The organism is Bacillus sp. 0102A, from assembly GCF_036765155.1.
Lineage (GTDB): Bacteria > Bacillota > Bacilli > Bacillales > Bacillaceae > Bacillus > Bacillus subtilis_G.
The window spans coordinates 191,296-214,656 of sequence record NZ_JBAIZW010000007.1 but is presented as its reverse complement, the minus strand read 5'-3'; the positions used below and the strand labels follow the sequence as shown (position 1 = coordinate 214,656).

Below are 23,361 nucleotides of genomic sequence, written 5' to 3'. Positions count from 1 at the left end.
GTTACTGAATTTGTTCAATATCCTTACCCTCAGCGACCACATCCGCTTTCCCCTGCCTTCTGACAAGCGTCAAAGCCATGCCCGCAAAGATCATCACGATGCCTAGTGTTTGATAGAGGTCTGGGCGGAAGCCTGTGAAGACGGTATCCAGCACGATCGCGACAGCCGGGTCGAGGAAGACAATGATTGAAATAAATTTCGTTGATAAAAAACGCAAACTGTCAAAAAACAGCAAATACACAATACCCGTATGAATGATACCGGTAGACACCACCATGATCCAGTTCCCCTGAGACAGGCCGGCAAAAGCGCCAAAGTGAATAAACGGAATCAGGATAATGATCCCTAAACCGGTTTGCAGGAAGGTGGTCGCGTAAGGGCTGAGGTTGTGAATGCCTTTTCCCAATAAAGTTGTGAATGCATAAAACAGTGCGGCGAGAACGGCCCAAATGATTCCTGATCCCATCAGCTGCGTTAGTGATGTGCTGCCATTAATCCCGGAAATCAGCGCAGTTCCCAGAAAACAGATGATAATGGAACTGACGGAGATGACGTTTAATTTTTCTCTGTAGATGATGCTCCCCAGGAGAAGAACAAGCACCGGTGCAAGGTGATAAACCGAGATGGCGATCGTGACAGATGTTTCTTCAAAAGACTTAAATAAGAACACCCAGTTGAATACAAGAAAGAAACCGCACGCCAATGTTTGCAGCACTTCTCTCTTGCTCCACTTTTCGGTTTTATACTGGCCGGACGCCAGCCAGCAGAAGCTTAAAAATAGCGTCGCGCAAAGGCAGCGGATGAATACCAATTCAAATGACGGCAGATTGGTATGCTCTGAGAAAAAGCCGATGGAACCGAAAATCACCATGGAGATGACCATTTTCAGCACGGCTGTTGATTTTTGTTTTGATATGATTGAGAGATCTTGCTTCATCAAGTGTATTCTACCTCCAGTTATGTATAGGGAAAAGCACCCCAGCTGCAAGGTGCTTTTCCCTTTATTATAGTTTCTTGCCGGCCGTCCAGCCGCCGTCTATGACAAAGTTTGAGCCTGTAATAAAGTGCGCCTCATCAGAAGCTAAAGATGACCTTTTAAATAATCCTGCTGATAATTCAAAAAAATTCCTTATTCCGCCGCATTGATTAAGATACCGGAATCAAATGGTTTTGTTCAGGCTTTGGCATCAAAGATTCTGCCTGCTGAACATCAGACAAGGCTGCTTCCTTCATGTGAAAGCATTGTTTACTATAAATTCTGACATCTTATCCGTTTAATTATCTACTCCAACGACACGCTGGCCGCTAGAAGTTGCTTTACCGCCTCAAAGCCTTTGCACTTGTATTCATTATATTCTTTTTTTCACCATTTTACATTATGACTTTATTCATTTTGGTAATTTTAAACAACACAGATACTATACTTAATTGATGTATCACTTATCTTTTAGCATGTTGCACATGTAGATTTCTGGTTTTTGCCAACACGAAGAGCCCCCAAGAAATACCAACCTACTCAATTGGATTAACGATAGATGAGAAGGGGAATGCTGTTGATATCGCAACTTTTACAGCACACTTTACGTTTTAGAAAGGAACGATGTTAATGGAGTCTATCTGGCTGGAATATGCCTGGACATTACTCATTTTAATTGGATTAGAAGGACTGCTGTCGGCTGATAATGCCCTTGTACTGGCAGTGATCGCCAAGCATTTACCCGATGATCAGAAGAAAAAAGCGATAAATTATGGAATCATAATGGCATTTGCGTTCAGGTTTGCGGCGCTTTTTGCCATTTCGTTTATCGCGAATGTCTGGCAGATTCAGGCGATAGGAGCAGCGTATCTTCTTTACCTGGGCTTAAAGCATGTGATGAAGGCCCGTTTCGGGAAAAAAAACGAGAATATTCATGAGGAGGCCAAAGAGGAGGCTGCCGGGAAAGGTTTCTGGCCCACAGTCGGGAAGATTGCTTTAGCGGACCTCGCTTTTGCCATTGATTCGATTCTTGCTGCGGTTGCTTTAGCTCTCGGCCTTCCGGAATCACCGCTTGATGATTTCGGCGGCATGGATGGAGGACAATTTATTGTTGTTGTCCTAGGCGGAATTGCAGGCCTTATCCTGATTAAGTTTGCCGCAACCTGGTTTGTAAAACTTCTTAATCAGCGCCCCGCACTGGAAACAACCGCATATGCCATTGTGGCCTGGGTCGGTGTCAAACTGGTGGTCATTACCCTTGCCCATGAAGATATTGGAATCCTGGACCATCACTTTCCCCACAGCACCACCTGGACGCTGATCTTCTATGGCGTTTTAGTGGCCATTGCTTTATTCGGTTGGTTTGCGCCGGCCAATAAAGCAGCAAAGAAATAGATAGAATAAGCAACAATGAAAAGAGGAAGGTATGTTTAAGAGCATACGGAATTTTTATGTGAACGGGGCAGCTAACATTCGAATAGGAACTGGGAAAACAAATTAAAACGCTGTGGCAACTAGGCAGTTGGATTTGAAACCAAACCAGATAGAGGCGTCATCCCTTATTGTTCAAAGGGAGGCGCCTCTTTTGGTATTTGTTTTTCTTGGAACGCAACAACTTTTAAAAAAAAATTGAATATAAACTTTCTAATGTTCACTTATCCATCCATACTAACAAGTCCACCAATGGATAACTCCAGTGATTTTCGGACGCCACCCAGTTGCTATAAATAGCAATACGCAATACATAAATTCAAACGAGTTATTTTTGGGCAATGAAGATAAGTATCGCTAACTGTTCTAAGAAACACAATGGATCATTAAAAAGCAGAATCAGCGCTGTCACCAAAGCCATTGAACACCATAAACATTTGTCCAAGACAGTTGTTGTTCTAATAGGTTGTATCATCCTATTGTTGCCCCAATGGGAAAATACCCCTGTTACTTTTGATTGCACATTGCACATAAATTCTAAGGTCTTTCCCTTGAACTATATTAAAGCGAATGAAGTCATTTATTTGATTTGAAAGTATGGAACTACAATAAATAAAGAAGCAAGTAAGACTAAAGCAATTATTATGACTGTATATATGCTTTTTATTAAAACGCCAAAAACCATAAGTAACAAAGGCATTAATATAGTGAATACTCCAATTATAAATAGTATAATCCCCATTCTTTTTGATAACTTTTCCTTATCACCTAAAAAAGTAAAGTCATTGTAATTTATTAATAGAACTAATATTTTTTTTACACCAATTAAATAGGCAAATAATAAGCATAAAAACCCGCCAATAATATAGTTCATCAATCTCTTTCACCCTTTATAATGGCTTCTAAAAATTGTTTTGAATCAAATCCTAACTCTGCATCGGCTTGTTTTTTTATTTCTGTTTGATTGTCTAAAAAGATCTTATACTTCGAACTTATTTTATATAACATATCACTAAATTTACTTCCTTCTTTTAATTGAGGAAGGTCATTTCCGCTATTTACTTGTTTAATGAAACTCTCTTTAAACTCTTTATTTGAATTTACATTTTTCACTAAGTTTATTATTGCTTGTTTTTGTTGTTCAACTAATTCAGGGTCTTTATTAATTATTTTATTTACAGTATCTTGATTGTTCTTCTTAAGGCTTTCCAGTTCTTGCTCATTTTCCATAATTAACTTCATAATCGGATGATTGTCCTCTACCTCTTCAATATCATCCAAATAGCTGACTAAATTTAACCAATCTAAACGTTTACTCTCATTATCAATAGTAACTTCTAAAAAAGGCTCAAACATAACAACAACGAATTCACCAAATTTACCTGGGAATATTCTCAAAATTTTATCCAGTATATATTCTTTCTTTTCTTGATCTTTCAACTGCAAAGTGTCTTCTAAAATTTTAATCTTATCACTAAAATCATCTATTTCATTTATGTTCTGTATGAGAGTCTCTGTTAATAATTTCTGTTGCTCAAGTTGCTTTAAATTTATATTAATTTGATTTAACTGTTCATTTAATAATTCTGGAAGCTTTCTTTCTCCTTTTAGAAGCGATTTAATCTCTTTTATAGGCAGATGGAGCAATCGAAGAGACGCAATTAAATTCAACTGAGAAATTTCTTTTTCAGAATACTCTCTATACTGATTCGTTGGGTTTTTATTAACTTCAATTAATCCTTCAGATTCATAATACTTAATCGCTTTTTTAGTTAAACCTGTTAATTCAGATACTTGTTTAATATTCATGAAATTCACTCCTTAGAGATTTTCACTTTAATCTTAAAGGTATACGTGAGGGATATGTCAATAAAAAATGGATCTTAACTTTTTTAAAATTAAGATCCATTTTTAGAGTTTAATTTAGTCTTTCCACCATATTTTTAACAAGCATTTCATTCATCAAAGATGTCTTATCATTGGTCACAGTGGAGGCAACAACCACAGCTCCAGCAACAACAGCTACCCATATAGCAGCTACTGCCGTCCACGTCACAAATGTGACACAAGCTCCTTCGGCAGAGTCAACTTGAGTATTTTCAGATATGTTTGGATCAACCTTTTTTAGAATTTTTCCGCTTCTTGTGAGAAGTTCCTTTACTTCTTTTGGATCTTTGTTTTCATAAATGGCTTTCTCCAAATTATTGAAGTAGTTTGGATCTACTTCCTTCATTTCTGCGATTAACTTAAGTGCTTTTCTTTTTGATTCTTTTGTAGATAATTTTTCTAAATTCTCTTTACTCCAAACTTCCGGAAAAAGTTTTGCTACATCTCCTTGCCCAAAGGCCACACCAGCATAAATTTCTTCGCCAGAAAATTTATGGCTTTCGATAGCCTTAGCAGAGTTAAAATGGCTTGTAATTGATGAAACTAACAATACAAATAGAATGAATATTAAGTTTTTTCTGTTGATAAAATTCCCTTTCATTTTTCTTCCTCCTTTATTATTTAATTTAATAATTCACAACCTTTTGTTTATCCCCCCTTTCTAATAAACCTTTTTTAAGTTTAATTTTTTTCAACTTGAAAGGTTTGTCTAGAGGTCTTAAATATAAAATTAAAATACTGCACATAATCATTGAAAAACTAATTAAACCAAACATAATTGCAAAAATATCATGCATAAGCAATCCTATATAGAATAAAAGATTCCATTTTTTTTAGGTGCCAGTATAGCTGCAAACAATAAGAACTGAATGAGCAATGTTCCCCAAGTAGCTACCACAACATATTTACTAGTGATTATAAATTGAAAGACATGAAGTATGGGCTCTGGAAAACCTAACATTAAGTGTTGGGAATAGTAATAAACTGCTGTTCCATTAATCCAGTCTTCCTCACCTAACTTAGCTACAAAGGAATTAAAATATAATATAGATACTTGTACTCTTATTACAGCAAAAGAGACCAAAGCTATCATCCTAGCATAAAACTCTCCGTTGCTATTAATGTTGCTTACTTCATTATTGTACCAATGCCATTTCCTACCGTCAGTTAATGTTATAGGTAAGAGCAATAGACTAAAAACCGCATTTACCTGTTCGCCACCATCAATCGTAAGGGCAGAAACCTGCAAACTATAACAAATCCACCAATGAATAAATCCAGTGATTCTCGGTCGCCATCCAGTGGCTATAATTAGCAATAAAAATACACAAATCCAACGTACTATATTGAGATGAAGATAATCATTTGAAGTAAAGCAAAAAACACTTGGAATAGTTTTTGGACAATAAGGGTAAGTATCTATTCCGCTAGCCGGTCTAAAAAACACACTGGCATCATTAAAAATCAGAGTTAGAGCTGTTGCCAAAGCCATTAAACTTCTAGATACTCCATAAACATTTGTCCAGGGATAGTTACAATTAACCCACTCAAAAGTCTTTTCATTGAATGTCTTAAAAACACTTCGATTTAAGAACATTTAACTTCAACTCTCAATACTTTAGATTCTTTTGAAATATTACTTCTACTTTTACTGCTCCATGCCCAAGGTATCAGTGTTTCTCTGGATAAACCTAAATTTCCGCATAAAGATGGATTAAGTGTTTTATTATTTATAGTCAATAAAGTATAAGTCTTTTTTAAACAAGCTCTTGATCCGTCATGACATTCTTCCCATTCTATTGATTTTGGAATCTGTTCTATTAAATATCCCAACTCAATCCCTTGTGCTCTTCCATGTCTGTCTAACCCAAAAATGTTCTTAAAGCTATTATTCGGCCAAGAAACTGCCTGTGTATAAGTTTTAGTTTCATAAACATTTATCATTTCTTCTCTAGGATTTTTGCTAAAAAAGCCCCATCCCTGAGGATACAGAGTTTTCATGAAACTTTGCTCATCAATATTGGAAGACAATGGGTTTGTGGGTAAGACGGCAATGATCGACTTACCTATAAAAACCATCCACACAGCAGAAATGACTACTAACATTAGAAAACTCTTGTTTTTTATCGAACTATTATTCATATCGAATCTCCTGTATATTTGTTAATGATCATTATGCATATATTAACATAGAAGAAAAAGGTAAAATAGATCTGTATTTATTTGGTTATTAACTTATTGTTTTAAATATAATTTAAATTTTTTTAATTTTCTTGGGCATTTTTTTGTTTGTTTATTTTCAATTATTTTTAGCTTAGTAACTTGCTTTTGTTCATTACATTCAGTTTTGATATACAAAAAAAAGAGAGCTTATTAGCCCTCTCTACTTATTCAAAAATCCTCCAAATTACTCTTACTATAAATCACTCACTCTTTCTAACTTTTTCCACTTTTGTAAAAATTATTAATTTAAACTTCGCAATTCAATTTTCTTATTTTTAAAATTAGACCCAATCGCTTTTTTTCTATCGAACAATTAATACAGGACAGGGCGATAATTGAGACACTTTATGGCTGACGCTTCCAAGCATCATTTCTTTGAGGCCGCTGATGCCCCGGCTGCCGACTACGATCAGGCTGACGCCTTTCTCTTTTGCGGTATTTAGTATCTCATGCGCCGGCTCGCCTTGCGCGTAAATCGTTTCAGCTTGAACACCGTTTCCCGCTGCTTTTTCTTTTGCATTCTCAAGAATTTTCAGGCCTTCTTTTTTAACCTGGTCCCTGATTTCTTCAATAAAATGTTCAGGCACATAGACCATTCCCGTCAGAGAAGAAGTCGTGACGACGGCTTCTCTCCCCACATGAAGAATGCTTAGTTCCGTCTGCTGCTCTTTAGCCAAATGCACTGCGGCATCAAGCGCTTTTGCACTCATATCTGATCCGTCAATCGCAACTAACATTTTGTTAAACATGCTCTTCCCGCCTTTCGGACTGTGGGTGGTTCATCTTTCTCTTTTATTGTCCGCCTGCTTCCGGTTATTGTCAATTGAAGCGCATGAGTATTCAAAAAGTTGTCAGAGACTCTCTCCATTTGTGGCGATGACCCGCTGATACCAGCCGAAGCTTTTTTTCTTGATGCGGTTTAATGTTCCGTTTCCTTCATTGTCCCGATCAACATAAATGTAGCCGTAGCGTTTTTTCATTTCCGCAGTGGAGGCGCTGACAAGGTCAATCGGTCCCCATGACGTGTATCCGATTAAGTCGACACCGTCAGCAATGGCTTCCCGGGCTTCAATCAAATGGTCCCGCAGATAGTCGATTCTGTAATCATCCTGAATAGAGCCGTCCTCCTCCACTTTGTCTGCCGCACCAAGGCCGTTTTCCACGATAAACAGCGGCTTCTGGTAGCGGTCATATAACGTATTAAGCGTGGTGCGCAAGCCTTTCGGATCAATCTGCCAGCCCCATTCTGATGATTTGAGATATGGATTTTTCACACCGCCCAGCAGGTTGCCTCCTGATTTTGCAAGATCTTCAGGATCAGTGCTTGCCGCCATGGACATGTAGTAGCTGAATCCGATGTAATCCACCGTATGTTCTTTCAAAATCTCTTCATCGCCATCAGCCATTTCAATTTCAATATGATTTTCTGCCAAGAAGCGTTTCATATATCCCGGGTATGCGCCTCTTGCCTGCACATCTGAGAAGAAAAGTGTTTTGCGCTCATTCTCCATTGCCGCGAAGACATCCTCCGGCTTAGATGTCATCGGATAGGTTGTCGTTGCCGCAATCATACAGCCGATTTTTGAATCAGGAATGATCTCATGCCCCGCTTTGACAGCGCGGGCGCTGGCGACAAACTGGTGGTGCGCGGCCTGATACATCGCGTTTAATTTGTTTTCTCCTTCTTCAAAGACAAGGCCGCCGCCAGTAAACGGCGCATGGAGCACTACGTTAATTTCATTGAACGTCATCCAATACTTCACTTTGTGTTGATAGCGCTTGAAAACGGTTTTGGCATAGCGTTCGTAAAACTCTATGACCTTGCGATTCTTCCAGCCGCCGTAATTCTTCACTAAACCTAGCGGCATTTCATAATGAGAGATGGTGACGACAGGCTCAATCTGATGCTTTAACAGTTCATCAAATAGATCATCATAAAATGTGAGGCCTTCTTCATTTGGTTCCTCTTCATCACCATTCGGAAAAATTCTTGTCCACGCAATCGATGTACGGAACGCTTTAAAACCCATCTCCGCAAACAAGGCAATGTCCTCTTTATAACGATGATAAAAATCAATTCCGTTATGATAAAGATTCAAGGAAGACATCGACTCATCAAATGGAGACATGATGCCGTTCGGTGATACGTCAGCTGTCGAAAGCCCCTTACCGCCCTCGTTATAAGCACCTTCCACTTGATTGGCAGCAACCGCGCCGCCCCATAAAAATCCTTCTGGAAATCGTTTTGCATTTGCACTCATATTGATCACCTCATCAGTTTTTTAAGATATAGCTAGCAACGCTTCTTTTGTCTTCACCTTGCCGATTTCTTTTACAGGGGAAAACGAATATTGGTCTGTGTTGGTCACGATCACCGGGGTGATGACGTCATATCCCACCGCTTTGATTTGTTCCAGATCAAAGGACACGAGCAAATCTCCCGGTGCGACCTTGTCGCCTTCTTTGACGTGAGCTGTAAACCATTGCCCCTCCAGCTTCACAGTGTCCAATCCAATGTGTATGAGAATTTCGGCTCCCTGATCACTCGTCATTCCAATCGCATGCTTTGTTTTAAAAACAGTGGTAACGCTTCCATGAACAGGAGAAACAACTTCTCCTTCTTCAGGCTCAATAGCGAATCCTTTTCCCATGACCCCGGCAGAAAACACCCCGTCATTCACTTCACTTAATGACTTTACTTCACCTTTAATCGGGCTGTGAATGATTTCTCCGCTGCCTTCATGCACAGACGGCCGCTGATCACTATCAGACGGCACATCCTCGAATCCAATAAGATAGGCTGCCGCTGTTCCCGCCGCAAACGCAATCACAAGGCCGATCATGGCGTAAATAAACGTTGGTCCGATGAAGACCGGAATACTCGGCAGACCCGCGTTTCCTCCAACAATATAGGAAGCAACACCCGTCACACCGTAAAATGCTCCGCCGGCCGCGCCACCCAGCAAAGCCGCCGCAAACGGTTTTTTCAATCTCATATTCACGCCGTACATCGCGGGTTCTGTAATCCCCATCAGCGCCGTGACACTCGTTGTGAGCGCAAGTGATTTAAACTTTTTGTTTCTGGAGCGAAGGAAAACGGCAAATGATGCCCCGGCCTGCCCCATATTCGCCAAAAACATAGCGGGCAGCAAGTAATCGTGCCCGTTTTGGGCAATGTTGTTAATCATAATCGGCACCAGTGCATAATGCATGCCCGTCATAATGATTAAAGAGAATGTTCCCGCAAGCAAAATCATCGCAATAAGCCCTGCATGATCAAATAAAACGTTTACACCGACAGACAAGTATTCTCCCAAAATAGCGCCAAGCGGACCGACTGTCATCAGCGTCAGCGGCACAACAATCAGCAATGTCAGTGTCGGAACCACAATCAGCTTCAGAGAAGAGTGGGTGATCCGGTCAATCCACTTCTCAACATACGATGCGATCCAAATCGCCAGCAAAATCGGAATGACTGTTGACGAATACGTAGCAGCGGTGACAGGAAGCCCGATAAAGGAAATCGGTTTCCCCGCACCAAGCAGCGCCGTCAAATCCGGATGCAGAATCGCCGCCCCAATCGCCGCCGCTACATATGGATTGCTTCCGAACTTTCTCGCCGCGCTCATCGCAAGCAGGAGCGGCAGGAAGTAGAACGCGCCGTCACCGACAGCCGAAAGAATCACATGTGCCTGGCTCGTCTCTGCCATCCAGCCGAATGTAACGGCTAACGCGACAAGCCCTTTAATCATCCCCGCTCCCGCAATCGCCGGAAGAATCGGGGTAAACACACCGGAAATCACATCAAAGACCGCACTCAGCACACTCTTTTTCTGAGATGATGAACCGGCACTCTTCTCATCACTGAGCTTACCGTGCTGCAGCATCGCCTGGTACACCTTCGGCACATCATTTCCAATGATAATTTGAAACTGACCACCGCTGATATTAGTGCCCATCACACCCGACAGCCGCTCCAATTGACCGCGATCCGCCTTCGAATTGTCATGAAGATTAAAACGAAGCCTCGTCATGCAGTGAATCACGCGCTGAACGTTGTCTTCACCGCCTACGAGTTGTAATATGTCTTTCGATAACTTATCATAATCCATGTGAATACCTCCTTTTTATGGGGGAACCCGCTGGATGAAAGGTGGCCGCCTTTCACCAGCTTTTTTTGTATCAAATGCCGCATCACCTCCTAAATTGAGAATAAAAAAAACCTAAATGACACAGATTGCGAGAGTCTCCTCCTGCACCTGCACCATTTAGGTTTTGCCTGCTTTCGCAGTAACAATCCTGACGGGTCGATGTATTTGTTTGTAGGTATACTTTAGCACTAGGTTTATAGGATGTCAACGCTTTCATTTTTGGTTTTTGACTAAGGGTAACGCTTCTAGTACAACGGCAATTGATCTTGTATAGTTTGTTTTTCTTTTACTAAAAAGTCTTGAAACAAATTGCATAATTTATTTATATTTTTTTCATATGAATGTAAACGCGGATTGCATCCGTCATTAGAAGGCTGATAATGAATAAAACCCTCCATATCTTCAGGGTAATTCATATCTGCGTAAACTTCTGCGAGCTTGCTCAAAAGCTCAGTTGCATGATCACTATACTTTGATTTTACTTCAAGAAGAATAACATATCTCCATTTTCTTTTTTCAATAGCATAAAAACCATTTTCTTCAACTCGTATTATATTTAAAATGGATTCTTCAATCTCATCTTTGTCTCCCCAAGCCAGTTCTAGTATCTCTTCTTGTTGTACATCGGGATGGTTCATCAAATATTCAACAGCATAATTCATTACTTCAATTTTGTTTATCCAATCCTTTTTCAATCCAACGTAAAGAGTTTTCCAATCGTAATTTATATGATGTACTTTGAAAGTATTTAAGGTGATTTTCATTTTCTAACATTCCTTTAATTTCATATATGTCATTAAATAAAAATAATTCCAAGTTGCTTTTTAAATATAACCTTTACCCTTGGTTCGTTATGAATATATATAAATAGATCAGAATTACATCTCTTTAATTGAGTAACATTTATAAACTTAGATTCAAAAACAAGCAACTCATTGAAGGCAAGACTTAGATTGCACTCCAAAGCGTATACATCCATTGTCAGAATCAGTTTAAAGCCTTTCATATCCTGGATAGAGTACATAAACACTTCTGCAAGAGGATCACTCGCCACGCTTATTGGCTCGCTATCAAACAGTTCTAATAAATCATATTCATTATAAATAGTAAAAATTATAAGCCGCCCCTAAACTTTTTATTTGTTGTTGCTAGAAAAAGATGATAATTGTGAAAAACCTTGAAAGGTTCGCCCTTCAAGGTTTTTCTTTATTATTATTTTAATGCCTCTTCTAATATGTTGATTTCATTATCTCCTACATCGTTTATAATGACACCACAAATATTGTTATCACTATCCAAACAAAATAACACGTGATTATTTTCTATAAGAGATTCTATCTCATGAGCTGAAAATTGAATATAAACTGTCTTATCTGTTATATATACGTTTAATATTCCTTTTACATCAAAATACATTTCATTTTGTTGTCGGTCTACGCTAACAACAGGAACCCCTTTTATTGGTTCAATGTTTTCAATATTCCATTCTTTAGATCTATAAACACTTTCACACAGAGTTAATGTAATAGAACGAATTTCTCCTGTTTTTTGTGCAAATCCTATTTCGATTATAAAATCACCGGTTCTCCAGTATACCGTTTTATCTTCTGATATATCCCAATTTCCAAATTCTATATTAATGGGTGTGTAATAATCAAATTTTATTACTTCTGTCTTTTTTCTTTATATACCGATACTCTCAACATAATTCAAACTACCTTTATCAAAATTAGAAATAAACTAAAATCCATTTAGCTAAATCAAGGTTTAAAAGTCAATTGCCATTCTAATTCCGGAAGTTTATTCCAACAAATTAACGAAATCTCTAAAGCTATCTGCAATTTCAAAAATTGCTTCTCCCCTATCTTCATACGCTAAATCATAGCTGAAATATACAATCGATGGCTCATGTTCCCTACCTCGACTGTAATAAAAACATATATAATCCTCATCCTCTGTAATAGCAAAAGGTACTAAATCTTCTAATAGCATATTTCTATCTCTGCCATAAACATTTACTAAATAATCTTCATCATTTTCGTTTTCTAAGGAACAATATTTTTTAATTTCAACTATCTCTTTATCATCAGGTAGATACAAGCGACTAAATCTATTAAAATTATTATTTTGATAGCTATTAACATACTCGACAGGAAGTTTTATATTTAATATTTCTTCAATTTTTTTATACATATTTCATATCCCCCTAATTACTTATTAATTTTAAAATAAGGAAATTGCGAGTGCCTTCTAGGATTATTAAGATTTAAAAACACTCTGTGCTGTCCTGTTGGAGTATCAGGGGTACTAATATTAAAATTGTAATTCTTTTTGTATGCTATGGTATTCCTAATATCGTCGTAAACAATACTATCGGGGTTAAGCATGGTGTCTCTTCTTAATTCGGACACATTTATGTCTTTACTGTACTGTGTTTTTTTAGGGGTTGAAACTTTATTTGGATTATACATATGCTTTTGTGAATGACTTGAAATAAAGTCATTAGCATTTGATCCCCCATTAACCTTTGTAAAATGAGTCGCCCCCTTAGAAGCAACCTTATTAACTTCACCCTTACTTTCCTTCTCCGCTACATGTTTAGCAACATCTGTGACAACACGCTTCCCGCCTCGCACCGCCAATTTTTTAACAGCACCCTGAGGGCTTACCCACTCAATAAATTCATATTGAGTTCCGGCAAGAAACGAATCAAGTGGCTTAGCTCCGCCAACTTTATCCTCTGGAATGTAAGAAACTTCTTCTAGCCGCTTTTTCCCTCCAGCGTAGAATTCTCTCACAATTTGGCCGTTTTCATATACAATATATTTGCCGCCGACGTAGTCGATGCTTGCAGTATCGCGAGTTAGTTCGTCAATCACTTCTATCGTATCTATCTTTTTTAATCCTTTATGATTATACAGTTTATCATTTATCACCCGTATGTCTCCATAGACTTTCGGGTGCGCTGCTGCTTCTTTCTGCAGAACTGTTACGTAACTGTCATCAGCATGAATCTCACGCTCGATCTTCTGCTGTTTGCCATCCTTCATCACGGTATCAACGTTGGACTGCTTATGTTTCTCCAGCTTCTTCAACATCATCTCCATCGGAGAATCATCCGCCTGCTTCATTTGCGGGTTAATCGCGCCGAAGGTTTGGTTGATGTTTTCTTCTTCCTTTGATTTCAAGATCGAACCGCTTTTGTAGCCTGTGATTTCAATTTTCGGGCCGGTGTACATCGTTTCGAGCTGATCTATGTATTTTTTCATCGTTTGAAAATCTGATTTTGCTGTTTCCAGCGCTTGGGTTTGCTGGCCGTCAAATTGAAAGAGCTTATGCAGGGTGTCCGTGATCAGCCTTTCAGCCTGTTCTGTTTCCATCCGAAAAAAGGAGTCATTGACTGTCGGCAGGCTAACGATGTGGTCGATGGCTGATGTCTGGCGATTGACTGCGTCTGTGAGCTGTTCTGTCACTTCTCGCGCATGCTTGATCCCGTGTCTTGCGTCATGTGAGAGAAAAGCCTCCGCAATCATGCCGTGAGAGTCGGATTCTACAGAGGAAATGCCGTGCTGCGTTTGTTTCAACACTTTTTTGTATTCGTCGATAAACATGCCGAAGAAAAGGAGAAAGGGTTTATGAATTAGCTTTATAAAAAATTATTTTTATTAAAAAACCTTGAAAGGCACTTTGCCAATCAAGGTAAAACAGTTACCACTACACTACTCTAAAGTTACTCACTAGGAAGCAAATCAGAGGGTTCTGAAAACCATTTAATTGAAATAATTAAGAAGTGAGAGTTTTATAATTCTCTTCTGACATGAAAAAACCTCTAATTGTTTATCATATAACATGTGTATTAAATCCAAAATTGATTACAGTTCTGATATATTATATTCTTTTATAACTATAAGCAACTAGCCAACAACTCTTTTGGTGTTATCCTTGTAATTTAAAGTATTGAGATAAATTATTCATATACTTATCATAGTCATCGTCTTTACATTTATTCATGATAGTCTCTACAGTAGAATTGACAGTTTTTATATTAAAATCTCTCATTATGAAATATCCATGACCTAATTCAATTTCTGTACTTTCAAGTACCTTATCCAATCTTTTAGGGCTTATAATGTTAAAAGTAAATAAATCAGAAGCACCAGGGACATCATGTAACCCTACATCAAGTTCAAATGAAATGTAGAAATCATTAGTGTCTTCTCCCCAATTTTCATAGTCCTTAGTTAAAGCTTTAATTTCTAACATAATTATATCCCACCTTTTAATCTAAAATATCAACATGTACATTTCTTAATTCTGTTTTTGACCCTACAACTGTAATTTCATTTTCAGTGAAGTTAGCTCTCCACATGTTTTCTTTTGGCTTATATTGCAATCTAAAAGCTCTCATTTTATCTACACTTTTGTATCCTAAAAAATTTCCTGCTTTATCATACATTTTTTCTGCTCCTTCACCAACCCATCCTTTTCCTGCATCTAGTGCATTCTCACGTGTAGAACTACCAAGCGTTGATAAACCTTTCGGGGAATTTTTTATTCCTATGACGGTTTGAGTAGAACTTATATTATCTACATACCCAGGATGCCACCACTTACTATTAACGCTACCCTTAGAAGTTTTCTTCTTTGCATCTCCCTTTATTTCCTTCTCCGCTACATGTTTAGCAACATCTGTGACAACACGCTTCCCGCCTCGCACCGCCAATTTTTTAACAGCCCCCTGAGGGCTTATCCACTCAACAAATTCATACTGAGTTCCGGCAAGAAACGAATCAAGTGGCTTAGCTCCGCCAACTTTATCCTCTGGAATGTAAGAAACTTCTTCTAGCCGCTTTTTCCCTCCAGCGTAGAATTCTCTCACAATTTGGCCGTTTTCATATACAATATATTTGCCGCCGACGTAGTCGATGCTTGCAGTATCGCGAGTTAGTTCGTCAATCACTTCTATCGTATCTATCTTTTTTAATCCTTTATGATTATACAGTTTATCATTTATCACCCGTATGTCTCCATAGACTTTCGGGTGCGCTGCTGCTTCTTTCTGCAGAACTGTTACGTAACTGTCATCAGCATGAATCTCACGCTCGATCTTCTGCTGTTTGCCATCCTTCATCACGGTATCAACGTTGGACTGCTTATGTTTCTCCAGCTTCTTCAACATCATCTCCATCGGAGAATCATCCGCCTGCTTCATTTGCGGGTTAATCGCGCCGAAGGTTTGGTTGATGTTTTCTTCTTCCTTTGATTTCAAGATCGAACCGCTTTTGTAGCCTGTGATTTCAATTTTCGGGCCGGTGTACATCGTTTCGAGCTGATCTATGTATTTTTTCATCGTTTGAAAATCTGATTTTGCTGTTTCCAGCGCTTGGGTTTGCTGGCCGTCAAATTGAAAGAGCTTATGCAGGGTGTCCGTGATCAGCCTTTCAGCCTGTTCTGTTTCCATCCGAAAAAAGGAGTCATTGACTGTCGGCAGGCTAACGATGTGGTCGATGGCTGATGTCTGGCGATTGACTGCGTCTGTGAGCTGTTCTGTCACTTCTCGCGCATGCTTGATCCCGTGTCTTGCGTCATGTGAGAGAAAAGCCTCCGCAATCATGCCGTGAGAGTCGGATTCTACAGAGGAAATGCCGTGCTGCGTTTGTTTCAACACTTTTTTGTATTCGTCGATAAACATGCCGAAGAAAAGGAGAAAAGGCTTGTGGCACTCCTCGTAGAAGGCCCGGATCGCGTCTCCGCCTTTTCCTTTTAACGCATCCTTCATGCCTGCCAGATGCTCAACGCTTTTTTCCAGCTTCTCCAGCTGCTGTTTTTGCTTGTCCAGTTTCTCAATCGTATGCTGAATGCCCTCGTAAAGAGCGTGGACATCTAATGTTTTCAATCCCTTGTCCTCCCGCGCTTTATTTCATGGAAGATGATATGTTTTCGTCCGTTTCCTTCATCGCGTTTACAGCACTTTCCGTTTGTGCGATATGCTTGGCCAAAACAGACGCATATGCTTCAGTGAGCTCCTTGATATCCTCATTTAATTGCTCGATGGACTTCACAACATTCAAATGGTTTCGTCCTGAGAGATGGCCGGGCAAGGAGGACTTGAGTTCCGCTGAATTCTTAAGCTGAGAGAGCCCTTGCTTCACTGTGCCGTAGACCATTTTAATTTCCTGTGCCATTTGTGCTCACCTCACTTTTTATGTTTTTCCTTCTCTATTTCATGCTCTATCCTCGTGATTTGGCGTCTTATAGAATATATGTCTCCCTCTAATGAATGGATTTTTCCTTCTATACTTTCGATAATTCCACTGACTTGTTGGCTTTTGATTTGATCGTACGATTTGTTCATTCCTTCACGAATATCTTCAAACCGCTCCGCATGTGTTCCTCTCCATGCCTCCCGGTTAAGATGCGGCCGGTGAATGAGATGCTGAACCTCGGAAAAATCGTGTTTGATTTGCCTGATTTCGTTCAGCACTCTTTTTAATTGATGAATCTGTTCCTGTTTTTCATGTAAGTCGGCTTTGACCGAATGTAACAACATTTCACTATGCATGCCGCAACACCTCGTGTTTCTATCAAACTGTGTTAATTCTTTACAATACAGACTATTTTCATATTACATGATGGGTCATATTGGATAAATAGGTAAAAAGATTTGTCTTAGGGAGAGTTATTCCGGTTCTAAATTGCTAAAAATACGTTTTTTTGATTTTATAAGTGGGGTGATAATCATAAGAGGGACTTTTCGTTCAGGTCTTTAATCTCACTGCAAGTTCTAATTTCTTCTTCCGCTTAACCGTTACTTATAGTCAATAATAATCATAAAAAAACGCCTTCCCTCGAAGGCGCTTCTCCATCTTATTTAGATCCCCAAACAGCCTCACCACTGCCATTCAACACACTAAACGTCATCACGTTCTTCTCTCTCATCGAATCCCACTGCTGTAAAAACACTCCGCTATACTTCTTGCCATCTAACGTGATTTCGGCTGTGTTTTTACCGGTTTTCTTCCATGTCCCTTTCATTTCCCCGGAAATGGTGTGGTTTTTATTGAGCTGAATGTTGATGGTTTTTTTGATGTCGGCTGAGATGTCTTTTCCGTGCTGGATGAGTTTGTAGGTTCCTGTGATGTCTTTTTGTTTTACATCTTTCAGCGTTTCACCCGCGTAGCGATATGGCGCTGTTACCGGCCAGCCGTCTTTGTTCATGAACATTTGATGGACTCTGACCTGGTGTTCTTCACCTCTGCCCGGGAAGCGGGTGTGGAAGAGTAAATAGGAACGTCCGGTTTTTTCGTCATAGTATGCCGAGTTGTGGCCTGGTGAGACGTATCCTGTTCCTTTTTCATTTTCTGTCTCAAACGAATAGCTGCCCATGAGTTTGACACCGTATGGTTCGATGGAGCGGTCGTCGAAGATTGTGCCTTCTTTGCCGCGGACGTCAATCATTGGGTTGCCTTCTGCGTCATAGTAAGGGCCGTCCGGTTTTTTGGAGCGGACCACACGGATATTGTATCCGCCTGTTGCGTCGAGACCGCCATAAGACAGGTATAAGTAGTAGTACTTGGTCTCTGGATTGTAGAGAACATACGGGCCTTCAATTCTGCTGTGGTTGCCGCCGAGCAGTTTTTTGCCGTATCCCTGGCCAGGAAGCGGGAAGCCCGTTTTCGGATTCATTTCTAGAATGAAAATGCCGCCAGAGTATGATCCATACACCATCCACAGCTTGCCGTCTTTATCAAAGAAGGTATGCGGGTCTACGGCATTTGGATGTTTGGTCGCGTCATACGGTGTTCCATCGTTGCTTGTGCCCTCCATGCCTGATTTCAAAAAGATGCCTTTGTTTTTGTATGGACCTTCAATGTGATCAGCGACGGCCACTCCCATGGCCGATCTTGGCGAGTCACCGCGGCAGGCGTTGTAGTACATGTAGTATTTGCCGTCCGCCAGCTGTGTGACGTCAGCCGCCCACAAGGTATCGGATTGCGCCCATTCGAAGGTATCTTTTAATTCTTCGTAGACATTCGGAATCAGAGGATTGTTGTTACTAACGTTGGTGGTCAGCTGTTGCCATTGCATGAGGTCATTTGTTTTTGCTGAAGAGAGATGAGATCCAAAAACATAAAAGGTGCCGTTTGTCTCAATGACGGAAGGGTCATGTACACTGACTTCTGTAAATACAGGTTTTTCTCCCTTTTTTGCATAAGCGGAGTTTGGCAGGGTGAAGGCCATGATAAGGGCTGCAAGAAAACATACACGGAACAATCGGTACAACATCTAAACAGTTCGCCTCTCTTTTTTATTAAATTTTTAAGCGCTTACATTTTTCTTATGAAAAAGCCCGGGTCCGTTATAAAGGCCGGATGTTTTCATATTCAAACGTTCCCCACTGTTCTCTTACATTGACCATGATGTTCATGACATCCAGGGAGAGGATGGTCTGGCTGCCTGCTTGGCGCAGGACTGTAGCTTGCATATTCTCTACTTCATAATTCAACCCTTTTGCCGTTTCTCCTTCTTTCTTCACTTCTGTTTTTCCATTTACGTACGTAATAAGTGCTTTGTCTGGCCTTGTGAAATCATCGACTGGATAAAGCCATTTTCTCCGGCAACTACGCCTTTTTTTGCATTTTCACCCTCATTGTCAGTGATATGCCTGACTGCTCGTCTCCACCTTTGTCAGCCGGCTTGGCCGTGCTGAGGATCTCATTCGGCTGGCTCGTGAGAAAATCGACAGCAACCGCCCATACTCCTGTCTGGCTATCGTGTGCAATGTGCTGAAAAAACCCGTCCGGTTATCTGCGCCACGCTATCACAATAGCAATCTAACTTGTTAAAGACTGTAAAAAACCTTTTGACTTCTGCTGCTGAACCAATTAATATAATACACAGTTAATAGTTATCAGAATTTTTAGGAATTGAGTGATTCATATGACACTGCACAAAGAGCGCCGGATCGGCCGGCTGTCTGTTCTTCTGCTGCTTAATGAAGATGAAGAACGTACACAGGTCGGGGAGCTGGAGCGAGATGGATGGAAAGTCTGTCTCGGCAAGGTAGGATCAATGGACGCGCATAAAGTAGTAGCCGCAATTGAAACCGCTTCCAAAAAGAGCGGTGTCATTCAATCTGACGGTTATCGCGAGTCACATGCGCTTTATCATGCGACGATGGAGGCTTTACATGGCGTGACCAGAGGTGAAATGCTGCTTGGATCGCTGCTTCGGACGGTTGGCTTGAGGTTTGCCGTTTTGAGGGGAAATCCTTATGAAAGTGAAGCGGAAGGCGATTGGATCGCTGTCTCGCTTTATGGAACAATCGGGGCGCCGATCAAAGGACTTGAGCATGAGACATTCGGCGTTGGAATCAATCACATATGAAACAGCCCATAGATCTTAGACGATAGGGGGCTATGCGTGAAATCAAATTTTCACAGCATAGCCCCTTTTTGTATGGGCGCTTTACCAAAGTAAAGACAAAGGAGTTGGGCTTATGGTGACTTTAGACGGTTCTTCATTGACAACAGCCGACGTCGCTCGTGTGCTGTTTGATTTTGAGGAGACAGCGGCTTCCGAGGAAAGTATGGAGCGCGTGAAAAAAAGCAGAGCGGCAGTTGAACGGATTGTTCACGAAGAAAAGACAATCTACGGCATCACCACCGGATTTGGCAAATTCAGTGATGTCCTGATTCAGAAAGAAGACTCGGCGGCGCTGCAACTGAATTTAATCCTTTCTCATGCCTGCGGAGTCGGCGATCCTTTTCCTGAGTGTGTTTCCAGAGCAATGCTGCTTTTGCGCGCCAATGCGCTGTTAAAAGGTTTTTCCGGTGTACGTGCTGAACTGGTCGAACAGTTGCTTGCTTTTCTAAATAAACGCGTCCATCCTGTCATCCCCCAGCAGGGATCACTTGGCGCAAGCGGTGATCTGGCGCCGCTTTCCCATCTGGCGCTGGCGCTGATCGGTCAAGGAGAAGTCTTTTTTGAGGGAGAAAAGATGCCGGCAATGAAAGGATTGAAAAAAGCCGGTATTCAGCCAGTAACGCTGACATCCAAGGAAGGACTTGCCTTGATTAACGGGACTCAGGCCATGACTGCTATGGGTGTGGTCGCATACATTGAAGCTGAAAAACTAGCCTATCAAATCGAGCGCATCGCCAGCTTAACGATTGAGGGGCTGAGGGGAATTATTGATGCGTTTGACGAGGATATTCACTCAGCCCGCGGCTATCAGGAGCAGATTGATGTCGCAGAACGAATTCGCTTCTATCTATCCGACAGCAGCCTGACAACCTCTCAAGGTGAACTGCGGGTTCAGGATGCCTATTCATTGCGCTGTATTCCGCAAGTGCATGGTGCGACTTGGCAAACGTTAGGCTATGTCAAAGAAAAATTAGAGATTGAGATGAATGCAGCTACGGACAATCCTCTTATTTTCAATGACGGTGACAAAGTCATCTCTGGCGGAAACTTTCACGGACAGCCGATCGCCTTTGCCATGGATTTTCTCAAAATCGCAATGTCAGAGCTTGCGAATATTGCTGAGCGCAGGATAGAGCGCCTTGTGAACCCGCAGCTAAATGACCTGCCGCCTTTCCTAAGCCCTCATCCCGGTCTGCAATCCGGTGCAATGATCATGCAGTACGCCGCGGCCTCACTCGTTTCTGAAAATAAAACACTGGCGCATCCTGCAAGTGTGGATTCTATTCCGTCATCCGCCAACCAAGAAGACCATGTCAGCATGGGAACCATTGCTGCGCGGCATGCCTACCAGGTGATCGCGAATACAAGAAGAGTCATTGCAATCGAAGCGATTTGCGCATTGCAGGCGGTTGAATACAGAGGCATAGAACATGCAGCGACCTATACCAAACAGCTCTTTCAGGAAATGAGAAAAGTCGTGCCTTCCATTCAGCAGGACCGTGTTTTCTCCTATGACATAGAACGCCTGAATGACTGGCTGAAGAAGGAATCTTTATTACCAGATCACAAGAATGAAGAACTGAGGGGGATGAACATATGACTGATATAAAAAAATCTATCCGTGCCAATAGGGGAACAGAGCTTGAATGCTTAGGGTGGGAGCAAGAGGCAGTGCTTCGGATGCTTCGAAACAACCTTGATCCGGAAGTCGCCGAAAAGCCCGAAGACCTCATTGTATACGGCGGGATTGGCAAAGCCGCGCGGAATTGGGACGCTTTTCACGCCATTGAACATGCCTTGAAAACACTAAAAAATGATGAGACCTTGCTCGTGCAATCCGGAAAGCCCGTTGGCATGTTCCGTACTCACCCGCAGGCGCCGCGCGTGCTTTTAGCAAATTCTGTTCTTGTTCCGAAGTGGGCGGAATGGGAGCATTTCCACGAACTTGAGAAAAAAGGGTTAATGATGTACGGACAGATGACGGCAGGCAGCTGGATTTACATTGGCTCACAAGGCATATTGCAAGGAACCTATGAAACCTTCGCTGAGCTCGCGAGACAGCATTTCGGAGGAAGCTTAAAAGGAACATTGACGCTGACAGCCGGTCTCGGCGGAATGGGAGGCGCCCAGCCGCTGTCTGTCACGATGAATGAAGGAGTCGTCATTGCCGTCGAGGTTGACGAGAAACGAATCGACAAACGAATTGAAACAAAATACTGCGACCGAAAAACAGCGTCAATTGAAGAAGCCTTAGCATGGGCTGAAGAGGCAAAGCTAGCAGGAAAACCTCTCTCCATCGCTCTTCTCGGAAACGCGGCAGAGGTTCACCATACCCTTCTGAATCGCGGTGTCACCATTGATATCGTCACCGATCAGACATCTGCCCATGACCCCTTAATCGGTTATGTTCCCGAGGGCTATTCCCTTAATGAAGCCGACCGTTTGCGCCAAGACAATCGAGAGCTTTACGTGCGCCTTGCGAAGCAAAGCATGAAAAAACATGTGGAAGCCATGCTGGCCTTTCAGCAAAAGGGCTCTGTTGTATTTGACTACGGTAACAATATCCGGCAAGTTGCTAAAGATGAAGGCCTGGAAAATGCCTTTGATTTTCCAGGGTTTGTCCCAGCCTACATCCGCCCCTTGTTCTGTGAAGGAAAAGGACCGTTCCGCTGGGCGGCGCTTTCCGGTGATCCGGCAGATATTTACCGTACAGATGCGTTATTAAAAGAACTGTTCCCGGAAAATAAAGCTCTTCACCGGTGGATCGATATGGCACAGGAAAAAGTCACGTTCCAAGGCTTGCCGTCCCGTATTTGCTGGCTTGGATATGGAGAACGAAAAAAGATGGGCCTCGCCATTAACGAGCTGGTCAGAAACGGGGAGCTAAAAGCGCCTGTCGTCATTGGGAGAGACCATTTGGACTGTGGGTCTGTCGCCTCTCCTAACCGGGAGACAGAAGCGATGAAGGACGGAAGTGACGCTGTCGGCGATTGGGCTGTGCTAAATGCGCTTGTCAACACGGCGGCCGGTGCAAGCTGGGTTTCCTTCCACCATGGCGGCGGCGTCGGAATGGGCTATTCCCTGCATGCCGGCATGGTCGCGGTTGCCGATGGAAGTGAGCTGGCTGACGAGCGGCTTGCCCGTGTCTTAACGAGCGATCCGGGAATGGGCATTATCCGTCATGCGGATGCAGGTTATGAACGTGCCGTTGAAGTAGCGAAGAAACAAGACATTATCGTGCCAATGCAAAAAGAAAGGGAATGATGA

21 protein-coding genes and 2 pseudogenes are annotated in these 23,361 nt (G+C 41.5%); 4 read left to right on the top strand and 19 right to left on the bottom strand.

What is annotated here, in order from left to right; all coding sequences use genetic code 11:
* Window position 1: 1 nt before the first annotated feature.
* Complete coding sequence (locus V6D41_RS16790; protein ID WP_333519056.1) at window positions 2-937, bottom strand: DMT family transporter; 936 nt, start codon at window positions 935-937, stop codon at window positions 2-4.
* Between the two features lie 67 nt (window positions 938-1,004).
* Window positions 1,005-1,085: pseudogene (locus V6D41_RS16785) on the bottom strand (SDR family NAD(P)-dependent oxidoreductase); the annotation flags it as partial.
* A gap of 521 nt (window positions 1,086-1,606) precedes the next feature.
* Here V6D41_RS16785 and V6D41_RS16780 point away from each other — a divergent pair.
* The gene (locus V6D41_RS16780) at window positions 1,607-2,371 is read left to right on the top strand and encodes a TerC family protein (protein WP_333518982.1); all 765 of its coding nucleotides are present in this window, start codon (window positions 1,607-1,609) and stop codon (window positions 2,369-2,371) included.
* Window positions 2,372-2,987: 616 nt separating this feature from the next.
* Here V6D41_RS16780 and V6D41_RS16775 read toward each other — a convergent pair.
* The 17 genes and pseudogenes from V6D41_RS16775 to V6D41_RS16695 all read right to left on the bottom strand — a co-directional run bounded on the left by V6D41_RS16775 (window position 2,988) and on the right by V6D41_RS16695 (window position 19,204).
* Window positions 2,988-3,281 (bottom strand): hypothetical protein, encoded by a 294-nt coding sequence (locus V6D41_RS16775; RefSeq protein ID WP_333518981.1) that lies wholly within the window; start codon window positions 3,279-3,281, stop codon window positions 2,988-2,990.
* Window positions 3,281-4,216, bottom strand: a complete 936-nt coding sequence (locus V6D41_RS16770) for a MerR family transcriptional regulator (protein WP_333518980.1) — start codon at window positions 4,214-4,216, stop codon at window positions 3,281-3,283. Before V6D41_RS16770 ends, V6D41_RS16775 begins: the two co-directional genes overlap by 1 nt.
* Before the next feature lie 109 nt (window positions 4,217-4,325).
* Window positions 4,326-4,895 (bottom strand): sporulation delaying protein family toxin, encoded by a 570-nt coding sequence (locus tag V6D41_RS16765; protein ID WP_333518979.1) that lies wholly within the window; start codon window positions 4,893-4,895, stop codon window positions 4,326-4,328.
* Between the two features lie 204 nt (window positions 4,896-5,099).
* Complete coding sequence (locus V6D41_RS16760) at window positions 5,100-5,786, bottom strand: sporulation-delaying protein SdpB family protein (RefSeq protein ID WP_333518978.1); 687 nt, start codon at window positions 5,784-5,786, stop codon at window positions 5,100-5,102.
* Between the two features lie 95 nt (window positions 5,787-5,881).
* Entirely contained in the window at window positions 5,882-6,436 is a 555-nt protein-coding gene (locus V6D41_RS16755; protein WP_333518977.1) for an SdpA family antimicrobial peptide system protein, read from the bottom strand.
* A gap of 383 nt (window positions 6,437-6,819) precedes the next feature.
* A complete protein-coding gene (locus tag V6D41_RS16750) occupies window positions 6,820-7,266 on the bottom strand; it encodes a universal stress protein (protein WP_148963301.1) in 447 nt (148 codons plus the stop codon).
* A gap of 102 nt (window positions 7,267-7,368) precedes the next feature.
* Entirely contained in the window at window positions 7,369-8,778 is a 1,410-nt protein-coding gene (gene bglH, locus V6D41_RS16745) for an aryl-phospho-beta-d-glucosidase (protein ID WP_333518976.1), read from the bottom strand.
* A 21-nt stretch (window positions 8,779-8,799) separates the two neighbouring features.
* A complete protein-coding gene (locus tag V6D41_RS16740; RefSeq protein WP_333518975.1) occupies window positions 8,800-10,629 on the bottom strand; it encodes a beta-glucoside-specific PTS transporter subunit IIABC in 1,830 nt (609 codons plus the stop codon).
* Between the two features lie 284 nt (window positions 10,630-10,913).
* Window positions 10,914-11,432, bottom strand: a complete 519-nt coding sequence (locus V6D41_RS16735; RefSeq protein ID WP_333518974.1) for a DUF2247 family protein — start codon at window positions 11,430-11,432, stop codon at window positions 10,914-10,916.
* Window positions 11,433-12,468: 1,036 nt separating this feature from the next.
* Window positions 12,469-12,861 carry an SMI1/KNR4 family protein gene (locus V6D41_RS16730; protein WP_333518973.1) on the bottom strand — a complete coding sequence of 131 codons (393 nt, stop codon included), beginning with the start codon at window positions 12,859-12,861 and terminating at the stop codon, window positions 12,469-12,471.
* A gap of 844 nt (window positions 12,862-13,705) precedes the next feature.
* A pseudogene (locus V6D41_RS16725) lies at window positions 13,706-14,321 on the bottom strand (T7SS effector LXG polymorphic toxin); the annotation flags it as partial.
* A gap of 283 nt (window positions 14,322-14,604) precedes the next feature.
* A complete protein-coding gene (locus V6D41_RS16720; RefSeq protein ID WP_333518972.1) occupies window positions 14,605-14,931 on the bottom strand; it encodes an Imm8 family immunity protein in 327 nt (108 codons plus the stop codon).
* Window positions 14,932-14,947: 16 nt separating this feature from the next.
* Entirely contained in the window at window positions 14,948-16,564 is a 1,617-nt protein-coding gene (locus V6D41_RS16715; RefSeq protein ID WP_333518971.1) for a ribonuclease YeeF family protein, read from the bottom strand.
* A 19-nt stretch (window positions 16,565-16,583) separates the two neighbouring features.
* Window positions 16,584-16,853, bottom strand: coding sequence for a YwqI/YxiC family protein (locus tag V6D41_RS16710; protein ID WP_014481382.1), 270 nt, complete (start codon window positions 16,851-16,853; stop codon window positions 16,584-16,586).
* Window positions 16,854-16,864: 11 nt separating this feature from the next.
* Window positions 16,865-17,230, bottom strand: a complete 366-nt coding sequence (locus V6D41_RS16705) for a YwqH-like family protein (RefSeq protein ID WP_333518970.1) — start codon at window positions 17,228-17,230, stop codon at window positions 16,865-16,867.
* Window positions 17,231-17,535: 305 nt separating this feature from the next.
* Window positions 17,536-18,954, bottom strand: a complete 1,419-nt coding sequence (locus tag V6D41_RS16700) for a glycoside hydrolase family 43 protein (protein WP_333518969.1) — start codon at window positions 18,952-18,954, stop codon at window positions 17,536-17,538.
* A 73-nt stretch (window positions 18,955-19,027) separates the two neighbouring features.
* Window positions 19,028-19,204 carry a hypothetical protein gene (locus tag V6D41_RS16695; protein WP_333518968.1) on the bottom strand — a complete coding sequence of 59 codons (177 nt, stop codon included), beginning with the start codon at window positions 19,202-19,204 and terminating at the stop codon, window positions 19,028-19,030.
* Between the two features lie 404 nt (window positions 19,205-19,608).
* On the opposite strand from V6D41_RS16695, the gene hutP reads away from it, so the two are divergent.
* The 3 genes from hutP to hutU all read left to right on the top strand — a co-directional run bounded on the left by hutP (window position 19,609) and on the right by hutU (window position 23,358).
* A complete protein-coding gene (gene hutP / locus V6D41_RS16690; RefSeq protein ID WP_141113404.1) occupies window positions 19,609-20,055 on the top strand; it encodes a hut operon transcriptional regulator HutP in 447 nt (148 codons plus the stop codon).
* Window positions 20,056-20,167: 112 nt separating this feature from the next.
* Entirely contained in the window at window positions 20,168-21,694 is a 1,527-nt protein-coding gene (hutH, locus tag V6D41_RS16685; protein WP_333518967.1) for a histidine ammonia-lyase, read from the top strand.
* The gene (hutU, locus tag V6D41_RS16680; RefSeq protein WP_333518966.1) at window positions 21,691-23,358 is read left to right on the top strand and encodes a urocanate hydratase; all 1,668 of its coding nucleotides are present in this window, start codon (window positions 21,691-21,693) and stop codon (window positions 23,356-23,358) included. The genes hutH and hutU overlap by 4 nt, the downstream gene beginning before the upstream one ends.
* Window positions 23,359-23,361 lie beyond the last annotated feature (3 nt).

What these genes read in the sequence shown, in the direction of transcription:
- V6D41_RS16790 (WP_333519056.1), bottom strand. Translation starts at nt 937, where the DNA reads ATGAAGCAAGATCTCTCAATCATATCAAAACAAAAATCAACAGCCGTG.
- V6D41_RS16780 (WP_333518982.1), top strand. Translation starts at nt 1,607, where the DNA reads ATGGAGTCTATCTGGCTGGAATATGCCTGGACATTACTCATTTTAATT.
- V6D41_RS16775 (WP_333518981.1), bottom strand. Translation starts at nt 3,281, where the DNA reads ATGAACTATATTATTGGCGGGTTTTTATGCTTATTATTTGCCTATTTA.
- V6D41_RS16770 (WP_333518980.1), bottom strand. Translation starts at nt 4,216, where the DNA reads ATGAATATTAAACAAGTATCTGAATTAACAGGTTTAACTAAAAAAGCG.
- V6D41_RS16765 (WP_333518979.1), bottom strand. Translation starts at nt 4,895, where the DNA reads ATGAAAGGGAATTTTATCAACAGAAAAAACTTAATATTCATTCTATTT.
- V6D41_RS16760 (WP_333518978.1), bottom strand. Translation starts at nt 5,786, where the DNA reads ATGGCTTTGGCAACAGCTCTAACTCTGATTTTTAATGATGCCAGTGTG.
- V6D41_RS16755 (WP_333518977.1), bottom strand. Translation starts at nt 6,436, where the DNA reads ATGAATAATAGTTCGATAAAAAACAAGAGTTTTCTAATGTTAGTAGTC.
- V6D41_RS16750 (WP_148963301.1), bottom strand. Translation starts at nt 7,266, where the DNA reads ATGTTTAACAAAATGTTAGTTGCGATTGACGGATCAGATATGAGTGCA.
- bglH (WP_333518976.1), bottom strand. Translation starts at nt 8,778, where the DNA reads ATGAGTGCAAATGCAAAACGATTTCCAGAAGGATTTTTATGGGGCGGC.
- V6D41_RS16740 (WP_333518975.1), bottom strand. Translation starts at nt 10,629, where the DNA reads ATGGATTATGATAAGTTATCGAAAGACATATTACAACTCGTAGGCGGT.
- V6D41_RS16735 (WP_333518974.1), bottom strand. Translation starts at nt 11,432, where the DNA reads ATGAAAATCACCTTAAATACTTTCAAAGTACATCATATAAATTACGAT.
- V6D41_RS16730 (WP_333518973.1), bottom strand. Translation starts at nt 12,861, where the DNA reads ATGTATAAAAAAATTGAAGAAATATTAAATATAAAACTTCCTGTCGAG.
- V6D41_RS16720 (WP_333518972.1), bottom strand. Translation starts at nt 14,931, where the DNA reads ATGTTAGAAATTAAAGCTTTAACTAAGGACTATGAAAATTGGGGAGAA.
- V6D41_RS16710 (WP_014481382.1), bottom strand. Translation starts at nt 16,853, where the DNA reads ATGGCACAGGAAATTAAAATGGTCTACGGCACAGTGAAGCAAGGGCTC.
- V6D41_RS16705 (WP_333518970.1), bottom strand. Translation starts at nt 17,230, where the DNA reads ATGCATAGTGAAATGTTGTTACATTCGGTCAAAGCCGACTTACATGAA.
- V6D41_RS16700 (WP_333518969.1), bottom strand. Translation starts at nt 18,954, where the DNA reads ATGTTGTACCGATTGTTCCGTGTATGTTTTCTTGCAGCCCTTATCATG.
- hutP (WP_141113404.1), top strand. Translation starts at nt 19,609, where the DNA reads ATGACACTGCACAAAGAGCGCCGGATCGGCCGGCTGTCTGTTCTTCTG.
- hutH (WP_333518967.1), top strand. Translation starts at nt 20,168, where the DNA reads ATGGTGACTTTAGACGGTTCTTCATTGACAACAGCCGACGTCGCTCGT.
- hutU (WP_333518966.1), top strand. Translation starts at nt 21,691, where the DNA reads ATGACTGATATAAAAAAATCTATCCGTGCCAATAGGGGAACAGAGCTT.